We start from the raw sequence: 14,214 nt of genomic DNA, 5'->3' as shown, positions 1-14,214 counted from the left end.
CCGTCATTGGTGTTCGGGCGGCACCTGCCGATCGAAGGCGACCACCGATACCAGGCGGCGCGGCGTCTGCCCGAGGATCGCGGCCGCCGCGAGGAAGATGCCCACGCCCAGCGCGATCAGGCCAAGCACGGCGCCAAGCCGTTCGAACCAGGCCCAGCCGGTCCAGATCTCGGCGGCCGGGCTGACCCAGAGGAGCAGGCCGGCCATGACGAGCGCGGCAAGCGTGATGTGGCCGATAAACCGCCGCGTGCCCGCCTCCACCTGCCAGGCACCGCGCTGGCGCAGGGTCCAGCCCAGCAACAGGGCGTTGACCCAGGCGGCCATCACGGTGGTCAACGCCAGCCCCACGTGGGCAAGGTTACCGCCCAGCCAGAGGATCCACGGCAGCACCAGCAGCGCCTTGAAGACCAGATTGGCGACCACCGAGATCACCGCGATGCGCACCGGGGTGACCGTGTCCTGCCGGGCAAAGAAACCCGGGGCGAAGATCTTGATCAGCAGGAACGCCGGCAGGCCGAGCGCGTAGGCGACCATCGCCATCGACACCATCTGGGTATCGGTGGGGGTGAACGCGCCGTACTCGAACAGGGTGACCAGAATCGGTACCGACAGGCCGATCAGCCCGGCCATCGCCGGCACGCCGATCAGCAGGGTCAGGCGCAGGGCGCCGTTGACGGTGCGATTGTAATCCTCGTCGCTGCCCCGGGCGAACGCGCGCGACAGGGCGGGCAGGATGACCGTGCCGATCGCCACACCAAATACCCCCAGCGGCAGCTCGACCAGCCGGTCGGAGTAGTACAGCCAGCTCACCGAACCGGCCACCAGCAGGGAGGCGAGGATGGTGTCGACCAGCAGATTGATCTGCGTGACCGAGGCACCGAACATCGCCGGCAGCATCAGCCGCAGCGTCTTTCTTACCCCGGGGTGATGACCGAGGCGCGGGCGCGGCAGCAACCCCAACCGGGCGAGGAACGGCAACAGGAAGAACAGCTGCAGGATTCCGGCGATGAATACGCCCCAGGCCAGCGCCATCACCGGCTCGTCGAAGAACGGCGCGGCGATCAGTGTCGCGGCAATCAGGCTCAGATTGAGCCAGATGGGCGCGAGCGCCGGCATGGCGAAGCGGCCGAAGGCGTTCAGGCTGCTGGCGACGAAGGCGGTCAGCGAGATGAACAGCAGGTAGGGGAAGGTGATCGCGAGCATCGTCTCGGCCATCTCGAGCTGGGCCGGGTCGTCGGTGAAACCGGGTGCGAACAGCATCACCAGCAGCGGCGCGCCGGCGATTCCCAGCGCGACGACCACCGCGACGATCGCCGCCAGCGTGCCGAACATGTAATCGACGTAGCGCTTGAGCTCCTCGCGCGTCGAGGTCTCGCGGTACTCGGACAGTACCGGCACGAACGCCTGCTGGAAGGCGCCCTCGGCGAACAGCCGGCGCAGGAAGTTCGGAATCTTGAAGACGACGAAGAAGGCGTCCATCGCCGCGCTGGCGCCGAACACACGCGCGAGCAGCATGTCGCGGACGAAACCCAGCACCCGCGAGATCATCGTCATCCCACCGAAGGCCGCGCTGCTCTTCCAGATGCTCAACGGGTTACCTCCTCGCTCGCGCCACGAACACCCACGGCGTTTGAACCAGCACGTAGGAGCGCCTTAAGGCGCGAATTGAGGCGCGAAGCAGCCGAACCTCGAACCGCACACCGTGCCCCTTCGCGGCTAAAGCCGCTCCTACGACCAGCCGAGGCGACGAAAGTCGGAAAAGCATCGGTCCTGCTCGAAAAGCCCACCAGCGCTCGGCCGTTCCGTATGTCTCGCCGAGTATCGCAATGGAAGCCGGAAACGCCCGAAGGGTGGCGCGCAGGGACGCGCGCCATCGCGCCGTCGGGCAGGGATGCCCGTCGGCGCGGCCCGGCTGGAATGAGAAACGCAGGGGATCGCCCGCAGGGCGACGAGACATTCGGCGCGTTTCTTTTCGGCGGTTTTCTTTCGCGCGAGCAAAGAAAATCGCCCCGACCGCCGCGCACGGCGATCAAGGAGATCGCACCACGCAAGCGGCGGGCGGAAACCGCCCCCAACGCCAACAAGGGCATCAGCTCGACATCCAAAATCGGCTGTCGGCTCATCCGTGACACGTTCCCGTCAATCTTCACTCCCGTGACTGTCCAGTCCCCACAACGGCGCCACCACCTCCCAGACATTCTCCAGCACCCGCTTCTGCCCCTCGGCATTCGGGTGCAACCCGTCATCGAACATCAACTCGCGATCGTCGGCCGCTCCTTCCAGGAGGAAGGGCAGCCCCGGGAGGTCGTTCTCCTCCGCGAGTCGGGCGTACATGGCGGCGAAGGGGTCGGCGTAGGCCGGGCCGTAATTGCTCGGCAGCATGATGCCCAGCAACACCACTGCCGCGCCGTGGGCCTCGGCCCGGTCGATCAGGGTCTGCAGGTTCGCCTCGATCACGTCTAACGGCAGGCCGCGCAGGCCATCGTTGGCGCCCAGTTCCAGGAGCACCCAGTCGTAGTCACCGGTCTCGAGCACCTCGGGCAAGCGCGTCAGCCCGCCGGAGGTGGTCTCGCCACTGGCCGAGGCGTTGGTGACCTCGAAACGGCCGGGCGCACGCGTTTCCAGCCGCTCGCGCAGCAGTGCGACCCAGCCCTCGCTGGCCGGCAGCTTGTACGCGGCCGACAACGAATCGCCGAACACCAGCACCTGGGTCAGCCCCTGGGTTGGCGCGTGGCTCGGCGCAGGTGGGGTGTCGTCACCTATACTCGCGCCGACTCCGAAACACAGCAGCAACAGCCCGGCGATGCCTGCCGGCCAGCGACGTCCGAGCATTCCCCATGTCCTCATTGAAAACTCCCGCAGACGACAGCCAGCCCATCCTGACCGTCGAGGGCGTCACGCAGACCGTGCGCACGCCCGAACCGCTGACCATTGTGCATGAGGCCTCACTGCAAATCTTCCCCGGCGAGGCCGTCGCGCTGGTCGGCCCATCAGGGGCCGGCAAGTCGACGCTGCTGGCGCTGATGGCCGGGCTGGACACGCCCACCGCCGGGCGGATCACGCTGGCCGGCCAGTCGTTGGAGGACCTGGACGAAGACGGCCGAGCGGCGGTGCGCGCCGGGCATGTGGGCTTCGTGTTCCAGTCCTTCCAGCTGATCGACGGGCTCAACGCGTTGGAGAACGTCGCCCTGCCGCTGGAACTGGCGGGCGAACGCGGTGCGGAGGCTCGGGCACGCGAGGCACTGGTGGAGGTCGGCCTGGGTGAGCGACTTGCCCACATGCCCCGCCAACTCTCCGGCGGCGAGCAGCAGCGTGTCGCGCTGGCGCGCGCCTTCGTGATCGAACCGGACATCCTGTTCGCCGACGAACCCACGGGCTCGCTGGACACGGCCACCGGCGAGCACGTCATCGACCTGCTCTTCCGCCTGCGCGAACGCCACCAGACCACGCTGGTGCTGGTGACCCACGACCCGGCACTAGCCACCCGCTGCGATCGGGGCTTCGAGGTGAGTGCGGGCCGGGTCAGCGACTGGCAACCCGATCCAGATGCGCTGCGGGGTCCGAAATAATGGCCGGGGCCATGCACAACGCCCGACTGGCCTGGCAGGGCCTGGTACGCGAGGTGCAAAACGGGCTGCTCACGCCCATGCTGCTCGCCCTGCTGGTGGCCGTGTCGGCGGTGACGGCGGTGGGTTTCTTCGTCGACCGCGTCGACGGGGCGATGCGTGCACAGGCCGCCCAATTCCTGGCCGCCGACGCCCGGGTGGAATCGCCCGATCCACTCGACGAGGTCGTCGGGATCGCCCGGGAGCTGGAACTGACTACCAGCCGGCACGTCACCTTTCCCACCGTGGCACTCGCCGGGCAGCAGAGCCAGCTGGTGGGCGTCAAGGCAGTCGACGGCGCCTACCCGCTGCGCGGCGACCTGCGCATCGACGACGGCGAGACGGTGAGCACGGTCGAGCACGGCCCGCCAGCGGGGCAGGCCTGGATCGCCCGACGCGCGCTGCTCTCGCTGGACGCGGCGATCGGCGATTCGATCGCGGTGGGGCAGTCAGAGCTGACGATCGGCGCGGTGCTCGAGCGCGAGCCCGACGTGGGTAACGTCTTTGCCCAGGCCGCGCCCAGGCTGATGATCCACCGTGACGATCTGGCCGCCACCGGGCTGGTGACCGAGACCAGCCGCGTCGAACACGCCCTACTGCTGGCCAGCGATGCAAACGATCGCGACGCCCGGTTCGAGCGACTCGCCGAGCGCCTCCCCGACCGCTTGCGGCTGGAACGCCCGGAATCCAGCCAACCGGCGTTCGAGACCGCCTTCGACCGCGCCGCGCGCTTTCTGGGTCTCGCCTCGGTGGTCGCCGTGCTACTCGCCGGCGCGGCACTGGTAATCGCGGCACGACACTACAACCGCGTGCAGCAGGGGGCGGCCGCACTGATGCGTGCGCTGGGTGCCTCCTCCAAGCAGATCGGGGCGATCTACCGCTGGCGCCTGCTGATGCTGGCGCTGCTGGCGGCCATCCCGGGCATCGCGATCGGCGCGCTCACGCAGCTGCTGCTCGCTGACCTGATGGCGCAGGTACTGGAGGTCGACCTGCCACCACCGGGATTCACACCGGTGGCGCTGGGACTGGCGGTCGCGCTGGTCGCGCTGTTCGGCTTCGCCCTGCCCAGCCTGGTGCAGCTCAAGCACACCCCGCCGCTGCGGGTACTGGTCGAGCACGCGGTCGCACCCAGCCCCGCGGCGACGCTGCTGTTCGGCGCCGGCATTGCGGCGATCACGCTGCTGGTCTGGTTCCAGGCCCGCGATGCCGCGCTGACGTTGTGGGTGCTGGTCGGGCTGGGGGCGAGCCTGCTGGTCTTTCTCGCCGTCGCCTGGCTGCTGGTGACGCTGCTGCGCCGCTGGCCGGCCCGGGGCGTGGCCCGCTTCGGGCTGGCTCGGATGGCGCGCGCCCGCTGGATGTCTGCCACCCAGATCGCCGCGCTCGCGCTGGGCGTAACGGCGGTGCTGCTGCTCTCGGTGGTCCGTTCGGACCTGATCGATGCCTGGGAGCGCCAGATCCCGGCCGATGCGCCCAATATCTTCGCCATCAACATCCAGCCCGAACAGGTCGATGGCATGCGCGCCTTCCTGCAGGAGGCCGGCATCGAGAACGCCAGCTTCTACCCCATGTTGCGTGCCCGCTGGACCGAACTGGACAACGAGCCGGTGGACAAGGCGCGCTACGAGGGGCGCGCGCATCGACTGGCCACGCGGGAATTCAATCTCTCCGTGGGCGAGGAAGCCGCCGCGCACAACCGTGTCACCGCCGGCGATCTGGGCACGGAAGGCTTTTCGGTCGAAGAGGGCATCGCCGAGACGCTCGGCTGGTCGCTGGGCGACCGGCTGACCTTCACCGTGGACGGCCGGGAGGTGAGCGCCCCAATCACCTCGCTGCGTGAAGTCGACTGGGATTCCATGCGACCGAACTTCTTCGTCATCGCCAGCTCATCGCTGATGGACGGCGTGGCCACGCAGTACATCACCAGCTTTCACTTCCCCGACGGCGCGCCGGAGACGCAGGTGGCCCTGCTGCGCGAATTTCCCACGGTAACGCTGTTCGACGTCTCGCGGATCCTCGACGAGGTGCGCACGCTGATCGACCGGGCCAGCCAGGCGGTGGAGTACGTGTTCGCCTTCACGCTGGCCGCCGGACTGGTGGTGCTGCTTGCCGCCTTCGGTGCGAGCGAGCGCCAGCGCATTCATGACGCCGCCGTGCTGCGGGTGATGGGCGCGAGTCGCGGCAAGGTGATCGCCGCGCTGTGGATCGAATTCCTCGCCCTGGGACTACTGGTGGGGCTGCTGGCGGCGGTGGCCGCCATGGCCGTCGGCGCGACCTTGTCTGCGCGGGTCTTCGACCTGCCGCTGGCATTCAACCCGCTGCTCTTGCTCTGGGGGCTGGGTGCCGGGCTGCTGTTGGCCGCACTGGTGACGCCCCTGCTGGGACGGCGCATGACGCGGGTCGCGCCGGCGAAAGCATTGCGCAGCTAAAGGCGCGACGGGAAATCTCGTGGGAGCGGGCCGTGCCCGCGACGGCAGCGGCCGCGCCGGCGTCAGCCCATCCACCGATCGATCAGCCGGACGTCGGGACTCGCGCTTGCCGCGCGATTCGCGGGCAAGGCCCGCTCCCACAATGTGGCTTGATCGACGCTCAGGCGAAGAGGCCGTCAATCTCGTCCCAGAGGGCGCGGTAGGCCTGGTTGGCCGGATGGCGCGGCTCGCGGTAGACGCTGGGCTGCTGGTCCTCGCCCATCTGCTCGACGACCGAGGCGTAGGGGATTTCGCTGTCGAGTAGCTCGGGGATGTCGTGGCGATGGCGCTCGGCGAACTCGCGGTGCATGCGTCGGCGACGGTCGACCAGGGAGAGGAAGGCGCGCAGCCGTTCGGGGTTGATGTGGCGCTCGTCGAGGTGGCGCTTCAATTGGAACCAGGTGCGTTCGGACAGGTGGGTGGGCACCATCGGCACCAGCACCATGTCGGCGGCGCGCAGCACGTTGTCCGCCAGCAGCGACAGCCCCGGCGGCGCATCGATCCAGATTTCCTCGAACTGCTCGGCGAGCGGGTCGATCAGCTTGGCCAGCCGGTAACCGGCGTCCTTCTTGTCGGCGAGATGGTGCTCGATCGCCTGCTGGCCGGGTAGGGCCGGCAGCACCCAGAGGTGGTTGTGGATGGTGGGGCGCACCGAGGCGGCCAGGCCCTTGGGCTTGAGGAGCTTCTTGACCGAGCGCTCCGCACCCGCCTCCGATTGCAGGTACCAGGACGCGGCGCTCTGCGGGTCGAGGTCCCAGACCAGCACCCGCCGACCGGCGGCGGCCGACAGTGCCGCGAGATTGACCGCTGCGGCGGTCTTGCCGACCCCGCCCTTGACCGAATACAGCGCCACCGTCTGGGCCATGCCTCTCCTGCTCCTGCCTCGATTGAACGTCCAACCGAGCATAGCATCGGGCGGGCGCGGACTTTGTGACAGCCGCCCCCGACGGACATGACCGACACGCTGGTCTCTCGTCAGTGCTCGCCCAGTTCCTTGAGCTTGCGGGTGACGGTGTTGCGTCCCCAGCCGATCAATGCGGCGGCCTTCTGCTTGTGCCCGCCGGTGAAGGCCAACGCGGCCTGCAACAGGGTGCGCTCGAAGGCCGGCCCGGCGGTGGCGAGCAGGTCCTCGTCACCGGCCTTGAGCCGGGCATCGGCCCAGCGCGACAGGTCGCTGGTCCAGCGCGAGAGCAACTGGTCGTCGCCCGCGGCGGCATGCTCGCCGTCCAGCCCTTCGGTGATGGTGTCGGGCAGATCGTCGATGCTGATCTCGTTGCCCGGCGCCATCACGGTCAGCCAGCGGGCGATGTTTTCCAGCTCGCGGACGTTGCCCGGCCAGGGGTAGTCGCACAGGCGGGTCTCGGCGGCGCGGGTGAGGGTCTTGACCGGCACGCCCAGTTCCTCGGCGGCGCGGACCAGGAAAAAGCGCATCAGCTGGGGAATGTCCTCCACCCGCTCGCGCAGGGAAGGCAGCTTGAGGCGAATGACGTTAAGCCGATGGTAGAGGTCCTCGCGGAAACGCCCCTCCTTGACCAGCTCCTCGAGCCGCTGGTGGGTAGCGGCGATCACGCGCACGTCGCTCTGGATCAGCGAGGTGCCACCGACGCGGTAGAAGTGTCCGTCGGAGAGCACCCGCAGCAGGCGGGTCTGCAACTCGAGCGGCATGTCGCCGATCTCGTCGAGGAACAACGTCCCCCCCTGGGCCTGCTCGAAGCGCCCGCGCCGCTGGGCGGCCGCGCCGGTGAACGCGCCCTTCTCGTGGCCGAAGAGCTCCGATTCCAGCAGGTCCTTGGGGATGGCGGCCGTATTGAGCGCGACGAACGGCCCGTCGCGGCGCTGGCTGTGGCGGTGCAGGGCGCGGGCGACCAGTTCCTTGCCGGTGCCGGACTCGCCGTTGATCAGCACGGTCACCGACGAGCGCGCCAGTCGACCGATGGCGCGGAAGATCTCCTGCATGGCCGGGGCATTGCCGATCAGCTCCGAGCCGGACTCGGCCTCTTCCGGCACGGCGGCATGCTGCGCGCGTTCCCGCGAGGCGTCGTAGGCGCGCTCGGCCAGCCGCACCGCCTCGTCGATATCGAACGGCTTGGCGAGATAATCGAACGCCCCCTTCTCGAAGGCGCCCACCGCGCTCTCGAGATCCGAATGCGCGGTCATGATCACCACCGGGATCGCCGGGTGCTCGACGGCCAACCGGGTAAGGAAGCTCAGGCCATCCTCGCCGGGCATGCGGATGTCGGAGAAGATCACATCGGGCAGGTCACCGCGATCGAGCCGGGCCTGGGCGCTGGCCACCTCGTCGAAGGACTCCACGGCGAAGTCGGTGGTGGCCAGCGCCCGCTCGAGCACCCAGCGGATGGCCTGATCGTCGTCGATCACCCACAGGCGGGGGATGGGACGTCCGTTGTTCGGCTTGTCGGCGGCTTGCATGGTCGGGTCACTCAGTCGGAGAAAGCGATGGTTTCCGCCCCGGGGCATGCTCGCCGTCGGGGTGGATGGGCAGGATCAGGGAAAACCGTGTCAGGCCGCGCTTGGGCACGAACTCGATCATGCCCTGGTGGCGTTCGGCGATGGTCTGGGCCAAGGACAGCCCCAGCCCGCTGCCACCGGCCCGGCCGCTGACCATCGGCAGGAACAGCGTCTCGACCAGTTCGTCGGGCACACCGGGGCCGTTGTCCTCGACGTCGATGCGCACCGCCAGACGATGGCGCTTGCCGTGGATGGTGAACTGGCGGAGCACGCGGGTGCGGAAGGTCAGTCGCGGCTCGGGCGTGTTGCCCTCGCGCATGGCCTGGACGGCATTGCGGGCGAGGTTGAGCAGCACCTGCACCAACTGGTCCCGGTCGGCCCAGACGTCGGGGATCGACGGATCGTAGTCGAGCACCCAGTCGAGCGGCTTGTCGCCCGACTCGATTCGCAGCAGCTGGCGGACCTGCTCGAGCGGTTCGTGCACGTTCACCCAGTGGCAGTCCGGCCGGTCGATCGGGCCGAGCATGCGATCGATCAACCCGCGCAGGCGATCGGTCTCCTGCAGGATGATGCGGGTGTACTCGGTCAGGCGCTCGTCGGGCAGCTCGCGCTCGAGCAACTGCGCCGCACCGCGCAGGCCACCCAGCGGGTTCTTCAGTTCGTGGGCCAGCCCGCGCATCATCTGTCGGGTGGTCATCTGCAGCGAGTTGATGCGCGCGTCGCGGGAAATGCGCAGGTGGCGCTCGATGTCGTTGAATTCCAGCATCACCCGGGCGCGGGGATAGTCCGGGCGCGGGGTGATGGCGCAGTCAGCCACGCGGGTGGACTCGTGGGCCAGCACCAGCTCGATCTCGCGCAGGGTCATGACCTGCTGGGTGGCCAGCGCCTCGCGGATGGTCTCGGCGAGCAGGGGGTTGGCGGCGAAGACCGTGTCGAAGCCCGACTTGAGCGCGGCGCTGTAGCTGGTGCCGAGAAACTGCTCGGCCGCCGAGTTGAGGTAGATCGGCCGATTGCGCTCGTCGAGCACCACGATGGCGGTGTTCAAGGTGTCGGCAAGCCGGGGCTCGGATCTCGGGTTCATGCACTGCTCCACCGGGCGCGAAACGATCGACAGGGCTGACCTGCCGGACGGCTGACGATTTTGGTGCAAGTAGCGTGCCCGGCCGGAAACCGGCAGGAAGACCATGAGGAACCCCATGGTGGCGGGGTTTGGCTCGAACGCGCGACCGGGGAGACCCGTTCGGCAGGCAAACATTTGCACTACATCAGTGCATGAGAATAGCCGATCGCACCGTTATTGGGAGGGCAGCATCAGCTGGAAGCGTACCGGGGCGCTTTCCTTGACCACCTCACCGTCGCGATGGATCTGTGCCACCAACACGTGCTCGCCGGGCGTCAGCCCGTTGATCAGGTGGCGTCGACCCGTCGAGTCGCGCACGCGCGCCTCGCCGTCGACCAGGATGCGAATCCGGTCGCCGCCACGCAGGTTCGGCTGCATGACCAGCGCGACGGTGATACTGCCCTGCAGCCGGCTGGCCACCTCGCCGTCGGTGGGTTCGACGATTGCCAGGTGCTGGTAGCCGGCAGGTTCGTCGGCTGCCTCGCGCGCTGCGGCCTCCCGGCCGTCCTCCGCGTCCGCCGTCTCGCCCGATCCGGCCGGTGCGTAACTGGGGACGTCGGCGGACGGCTCGGCCCGGTCCGTCGTGGCGGACTCGTCCGTACGCGGTTCGGGCATGTCGACCGGGGTCATGGGGATCACCGGGGCATCCTCGACCTCGTGGACGGTCGCGCCCTCGACCGGCTCGTCGGTGAACACCGTTTCGCCGGCGCTGTTGGTGTACTGGTAGATCTTGGCGGCCGACAGGGGCTGGGCCAGCACCAGGAGCAGGGGCCAGAGCAGGTGGACGCGATGCGGCGATCTTCCGGTGACGACTCGCATGGGCATTCCTCGATGATTGGCGGCGAATGACGCCCCGGGGTTAGGCCCCAGGTGACCCCCGGTCAGCCCCCGGGCGGCCGGATGACGGCCCGCAGGCGATCCAGCCGGGACTCGAGCGCGGCGCGATCCGGCGCGGTGACCGTGACGTGGCCGAGCTTGCGCCCCGGACGCGGGGTCTTGCCGTAGTCGTGCCACTGGGTGCCCGGCACGGCCAGCACCGCCGCCGGGTCGGGCAGGGTGCCGACCAGGTTGAGCATGGCGACCTCGCCGATCGGGTCGGTGTCGCCCAGCGGCCAGCCGATCACCGCGCGGATGTGGTTCTCGAACTGTGAGGTGCGCGCCCCGCCCAGGCTCCAGTGGCCACTGTTGTGTACGCGCGGGGCCATCTCGTTGATCACCAGCCGGCCATCCACGACGAAGAACTCGATCGCCAGCACCCCGACGTAGTCGAGCTTGTCCATCACCAGCCGCGCGGCGCGCTCGGCATCCGCCTGCAACGGGTCGCCGGTGTGGGCGGTGGTCTGCCAGAGGATGCCGTCGCGGTGCTCGTTGGTCACCAGCGGATAGACCCGTGCCTCGCCGTTGCGACCGCGCACGGCGACGATGGAGACCTCGCGCTCGAAGTGCTGCAGCTTCTCCAGCACGGCCGGGGCGCCGGCGAGCGCCTCCCAGGCCGAGGCGGCCTCGCCGGGGTTGCCCGGGCCACCCTCGTGGGCGGCGTGGGCGGGATCGGCGATGCGCACCTGTCCCTTGCCGTCGTAGCCAAAGCGACGCGTCTTGAGGATCGAGGCACCACCGAGGTGCGCCACGCCCTGGACAATGTCGAGCACCGAGTCGACCTGCACCCAGGGGGCGACCGACAGGCCCAGCCCCTCGAAGAACTGCTTTTCCTCGACGCGGTCCTGCGCCACGGCCAGCGCCTGCGGGTTGGGCACCAGGCAGTTGCGCGCCGCGATCCGCTCGGCGGAGGCCTGCGGCACGTTCTCGAACTCGAGCGTGACGAGATCACACTCGACCGCCAGGCGCTCGAGGGCCTCGGCGTCGTCGAACTCGGCGCGCAGGTGGCGGCCGACCGAGGCGGCCGGCGGCTCCATGGCCGGGTCGAGGAAGGTAAAGCGATGCCCCATCGCCACCCCGGCCAGGCCCAGCATCTGGCCGAGCTGACCGCCGCCGATCACGCCGATGTGCAGCCCGGCCGGCTCGCCGGTGCGTCCCTCGACGCGCGGCACCTCGCACTGATCCTGAACGCCGCCCATCGGCTCAGCCCTCGCCCGGCTCGGGCTTGTCGAGGACCGTCTGCGTCTGGCGCTCGCGCCAGGCATCCAGTCGCTCGGCCAGTGCCTCGTCGTGGGTCGCGAGCGTCGCCGCGGCCAGCAGGGCGGCGTTGATGGCACCCGAACGCCCGATCGCCAGCGTGCCCACCGGCACGCCGGCCGGCATCTGCACGATCGACAGCAGCGAGTCCATCCCCGAGAGGGCCTTGGACTGCACCGGCACGCCGAACACCGGCAGGCGGGTCTTGGCCGCGACCATGCCCGGCAGGTGGGCCGCGCCGCCGGCCCCGGCGATGATCACCTTCAGCCCCCGGCCAACGGCCGCCTCGGCGTAGTCGAACAGCTTATCGGGGGTGCGGTGCGCCGAGACCACCTCCTTCTCGAAGGGGATGCCCAGTGCCTCGAGGGTCTCGCAGGCGTGGCTCATGGTCTCCCAGTCGGACTGCGACCCCATGATCACGCCGACCAACGGTTGGGCACTCATACGCCCGTCACCATGGCCGGCAGGACGTCCTGCAGCTGCGGGTGCGTGTTGGCCACGCCCACGGCCGCCACGTACAGGAAGACCAGGATGGCCAGCACCCAGGCACTGGCGCGTACGCCACGGGTCTTGCCGAAGCGCATCGCCATCAGCCCCAGCCCGATGTAGACGATCAGGCCGACGATCTTGACGGTCAGGAACTGCGGATGAACGCCATTGCCCCAGAACAGCAGCCAGGCGGCGACCAGCGCGCTGACCAGCAGCACCGTATCGACCACGTGCGGGGTGATCTTCACCCACTTCTTCTTGAGCATCGACGAGCCGGAGAGCATCCAGATGCCGCGCACGATAAAGCCGGCGAGGGAGAGCACCGCCGCCAGGGCATGCAGGTGAATCCAGAGGGAGGCGTTGGCCATGGGGTATCTTCCCGATTGAGGTGTCCGTGGTGACCGCAACAAACGAACCGTGCTGCGGAAAGGCCCAAAGCATAAATCATCGGCGCCCACCCCCCAAGATCGCTACACTGGGGCCCCCTCGAACGCCTTGAGGTGATGCCATGCAGCTACCCAACCACCTGGTCTCCCTGCCCGTGGGCGCGGTCGGCTGGCTGCTGGCGCTGGCCGGCCTCGCCTGGGCGGCACGCGCCGCGCCGTGGCCGGCGCTGCGCGCCGACCCGACCCGGATTCACCTGGTGTTGCTGTCGGCGGTGTTCCTCACGGGCATGTGGTCGCTCTCGGCCACGTTGATGCCGGGGCTGACCCTGCATTTTCTCGGCGCGGCCACGGTGACCCTGGTCATCGGCCTGGAGCTGACCCTGATCGCCGGCCTGGTCGCGGCGGTCGTCTCGGCCCTGCTCTTCGGCCACGGACTGGCGATCGCCGGCTGGACCTTCCTGCTCAGTGCCGCCCTGCCGGCGGCGATCACCTACGCCATCACGCGCGCCTCGCAACGCTTTTTGCCACCGAACTTCTTCATCTACCTGTTCATCGGCGTGTTTCTCTCCGCGGTGCTGGGCGTTATCGCCCACGGTGGCGCCACCGCGCTGCTGGTCATGGCGCTCGGGCTCTACGACGCGGACATCGTCTGGAACAACTACCTGCGCATCCTGCCGCTGCTCGCCTTCCCCGAAGGGGTGATCAACGGCATGCTGATGACGGCACTCGCCCTGGTCAGCCCGCAGCTGGTGATCTCCTTCGACGATCACCGCTACATCGACGGGCAATGACGCCCGGACCGGGGGCCTCGACCCGCCGACGCATTGCGTCCTGACGTCGTGCGCTTGCAAGATGCAACTCTCGGCGGGGTCATCAGTCGAACGGAAGTCGGGTAAGCGTTTGTTTATGAAGGCTCACGAGCGCCTGCCCGAATGGCATGGAACCTGCTTTACCCAGCCCCAGCCGAGCAGGAGTGAGCTCGGGTAATTAAATGACACGAGATATCAGGAGTTCCCCATGAAGAAACTGACCGCGATCGCATTCGCCTCCGGTCTGGCCGTTGCCTCCGCGCAGGCCATGGCCGCCGACGTCAAGGCCGGCAAGAAGCTCTACGAGCAGAGCTGCGCCTCCTGCCACGGCCAGCAGGCCCAGGGCCAGGGCATGTTCCCGGCACTGGCCGGCAAGAGCGCCGACCGCGTCGTCACCGCGCTGGGCCACTACAAGAACGGCAACCAGGACGCACTCAAGGAAATGGGTGACCTGGGCGGTTCGAACTTCGCCATCATGGCGCCGAACGCCGCCGGCCTGTCCGATGGCGACATGGAGAACCTGGGCGCCTACATCGAGAGCCTCTAAGCGCCGACACCAGGTCCCCGGGCACATGCCCGGGCAAACGAAAACCCGGACCAACTGGTCCGGGTTTTTTAATGGAATGGCCTGCTCCCACCCTATTACGCTGTTTGGAGGAACAAACCCATTCAGCAACAGAGGAGGAACAGACCTATGTCCATTGCAACGCTCGGCATCGATCTTGGCAAGACCTCAAT

At 68.5% G+C, this 14,214-nt stretch carries 13 protein-coding genes; 4 read left to right on the top strand and 9 right to left on the bottom strand.

Going from position 1 to position 14,214, the window contains the following annotated elements; genetic code table 11:
- Nucleotides 1-3 precede the first annotated feature (3 nt).
- Both murJ and FAZ79_RS07180 read right to left on the bottom strand, forming a co-directional pair.
- Nucleotides 4-1,590 (bottom strand): murein biosynthesis integral membrane protein MurJ, encoded by a 1,587-nt coding sequence (gene murJ / locus FAZ79_RS07185; RefSeq protein WP_136867301.1) that lies wholly within the window; start codon nt 1,588-1,590, stop codon nt 4-6.
- A gap of 549 nt (nt 1,591-2,139) precedes the next feature.
- Nucleotides 2,140-2,832, bottom strand: a complete 693-nt coding sequence (locus tag FAZ79_RS07180) for an arylesterase (RefSeq protein WP_136867300.1) — start codon at nt 2,830-2,832, stop codon at nt 2,140-2,142.
- 5 nt (nt 2,833-2,837) lie between these two features.
- Here FAZ79_RS07180 and FAZ79_RS07175 point away from each other — a divergent pair, with 5 nt between their 5' ends.
- Together FAZ79_RS07175 and FAZ79_RS07170 are read left to right on the top strand one after the other, a co-directional pair.
- Nucleotides 2,838-3,569: an ATP-binding cassette domain-containing protein gene (locus tag FAZ79_RS07175; protein WP_136867299.1), complete on the top strand. Its 732-nt coding sequence runs from the start codon at nt 2,838-2,840 to the stop codon at nt 3,567-3,569.
- Nucleotides 3,569-6,031, top strand: coding sequence for an FtsX-like permease family protein (locus FAZ79_RS07170; protein WP_136867298.1), 2,463 nt, complete (start codon nt 3,569-3,571; stop codon nt 6,029-6,031). The genes FAZ79_RS07175 and FAZ79_RS07170 overlap by 1 nt, the downstream gene beginning before the upstream one ends.
- 160 nt (nt 6,032-6,191) lie before the next feature.
- Here FAZ79_RS07170 and FAZ79_RS07165 read toward each other — a convergent pair whose 3' ends face one another.
- The 7 genes from FAZ79_RS07165 to FAZ79_RS07135 all read right to left on the bottom strand — a co-directional run bounded on the left by FAZ79_RS07165 (nt 6,192) and on the right by FAZ79_RS07135 (nt 12,649).
- Entirely contained in the window at nt 6,192-6,935 is a 744-nt protein-coding gene (locus FAZ79_RS07165; RefSeq protein WP_169303634.1) for a ParA family protein, read from the bottom strand.
- Nucleotides 6,936-7,045: 110 nt separating this feature from the next.
- Nucleotides 7,046-8,500, bottom strand: a complete 1,455-nt coding sequence (gene ntrC / locus FAZ79_RS07160; protein WP_136867296.1) for a nitrogen regulation protein NR(I) — start codon at nt 8,498-8,500, stop codon at nt 7,046-7,048.
- A 7-nt stretch (nt 8,501-8,507) separates the two neighbouring features.
- Nucleotides 8,508-9,620: a nitrogen regulation protein NR(II) gene (gene glnL / locus FAZ79_RS07155; RefSeq protein WP_136867295.1), complete on the bottom strand. Its 1,113-nt coding sequence runs from the start codon at nt 9,618-9,620 to the stop codon at nt 8,508-8,510.
- Between the two features lie 213 nt (nt 9,621-9,833).
- Entirely contained in the window at nt 9,834-10,478 is a 645-nt protein-coding gene (locus FAZ79_RS07150; protein WP_169303633.1) for a DUF4124 domain-containing protein, read from the bottom strand.
- Between the two features lie 62 nt (nt 10,479-10,540).
- Nucleotides 10,541-11,734 carry a 5-(carboxyamino)imidazole ribonucleotide synthase gene (locus FAZ79_RS07145; protein WP_211238815.1) on the bottom strand — a complete coding sequence of 398 codons (1,194 nt, stop codon included), beginning with the start codon at nt 11,732-11,734 and terminating at the stop codon, nt 10,541-10,543.
- A gap of 4 nt (nt 11,735-11,738) precedes the next feature.
- Nucleotides 11,739-12,236, bottom strand: a complete 498-nt coding sequence (gene purE / locus FAZ79_RS07140; protein ID WP_136867293.1) for a 5-(carboxyamino)imidazole ribonucleotide mutase — start codon at nt 12,234-12,236, stop codon at nt 11,739-11,741.
- Entirely contained in the window at nt 12,233-12,649 is a 417-nt protein-coding gene (locus FAZ79_RS07135; protein ID WP_136867292.1) for a SirB2 family protein, read from the bottom strand. The genes purE and FAZ79_RS07135 overlap by 4 nt, the downstream gene beginning before the upstream one ends.
- A 140-nt stretch (nt 12,650-12,789) precedes the next feature.
- Here FAZ79_RS07135 and FAZ79_RS07130 point away from each other — a divergent pair, with 140 nt between their 5' ends.
- Entirely contained in the window at nt 12,790-13,458 is a 669-nt protein-coding gene (locus FAZ79_RS07130; protein ID WP_136867291.1) for an energy-coupling factor ABC transporter permease, read from the top strand.
- Between the two features lie 226 nt (nt 13,459-13,684).
- A complete protein-coding gene (locus FAZ79_RS07125; RefSeq protein ID WP_136867290.1) occupies nt 13,685-14,023 on the top strand; it encodes a c-type cytochrome in 339 nt (112 codons plus the stop codon).
- The last annotated feature ends 191 nt before the right edge of the window (nt 14,024-14,214 follow it).

Source organism: Guyparkeria sp. SB14A (assembly GCF_005096345.1).
GTDB lineage: Bacteria > Pseudomonadota > Gammaproteobacteria > Halothiobacillales > Halothiobacillaceae > Guyparkeria > Guyparkeria hydrothermalis.
Note: the sequence above shows the minus strand (reverse complement) of the source record. Positions and strands in the feature narration are given on the sequence as shown.

What these genes read in the sequence shown, in the direction of transcription:
- FAZ79_RS07180 (WP_136867300.1), bottom strand. Translation starts at nt 2,832, where the DNA reads ATGCTCGGACGTCGCTGGCCGGCAGGCATCGCCGGGCTGTTGCTGCTG.
- FAZ79_RS07175 (WP_136867299.1), top strand. Translation starts at nt 2,838, where the DNA reads ATGTCCTCATTGAAAACTCCCGCAGACGACAGCCAGCCCATCCTGACC.
- FAZ79_RS07170 (WP_136867298.1), top strand. Translation starts at nt 3,569, where the DNA reads ATGGCCGGGGCCATGCACAACGCCCGACTGGCCTGGCAGGGCCTGGTA.
- FAZ79_RS07165 (WP_169303634.1), bottom strand. Translation starts at nt 6,935, where the DNA reads ATGGCCCAGACGGTGGCGCTGTATTCGGTCAAGGGCGGGGTCGGCAAG.
- ntrC (WP_136867296.1), bottom strand. Translation starts at nt 8,500, where the DNA reads ATGCAAGCCGCCGACAAGCCGAACAACGGACGTCCCATCCCCCGCCTG.
- glnL (WP_136867295.1), bottom strand. Translation starts at nt 9,620, where the DNA reads ATGAACCCGAGATCCGAGCCCCGGCTTGCCGACACCTTGAACACCGCC.
- FAZ79_RS07150 (WP_169303633.1), bottom strand. Translation starts at nt 10,478, where the DNA reads ATGCGAGTCGTCACCGGAAGATCGCCGCATCGCGTCCACCTGCTCTGG.
- FAZ79_RS07145 (WP_211238815.1), bottom strand. Translation starts at nt 11,734, where the DNA reads ATGGGCGGCGTTCAGGATCAGTGCGAGGTGCCGCGCGTCGAGGGACGC.
- purE (WP_136867293.1), bottom strand. Translation starts at nt 12,236, where the DNA reads ATGAGTGCCCAACCGTTGGTCGGCGTGATCATGGGGTCGCAGTCCGAC.
- FAZ79_RS07135 (WP_136867292.1), bottom strand. Translation starts at nt 12,649, where the DNA reads ATGGCCAACGCCTCCCTCTGGATTCACCTGCATGCCCTGGCGGCGGTG.
- FAZ79_RS07130 (WP_136867291.1), top strand. Translation starts at nt 12,790, where the DNA reads ATGCAGCTACCCAACCACCTGGTCTCCCTGCCCGTGGGCGCGGTCGGC.
- FAZ79_RS07125 (WP_136867290.1), top strand. Translation starts at nt 13,685, where the DNA reads ATGAAGAAACTGACCGCGATCGCATTCGCCTCCGGTCTGGCCGTTGCC.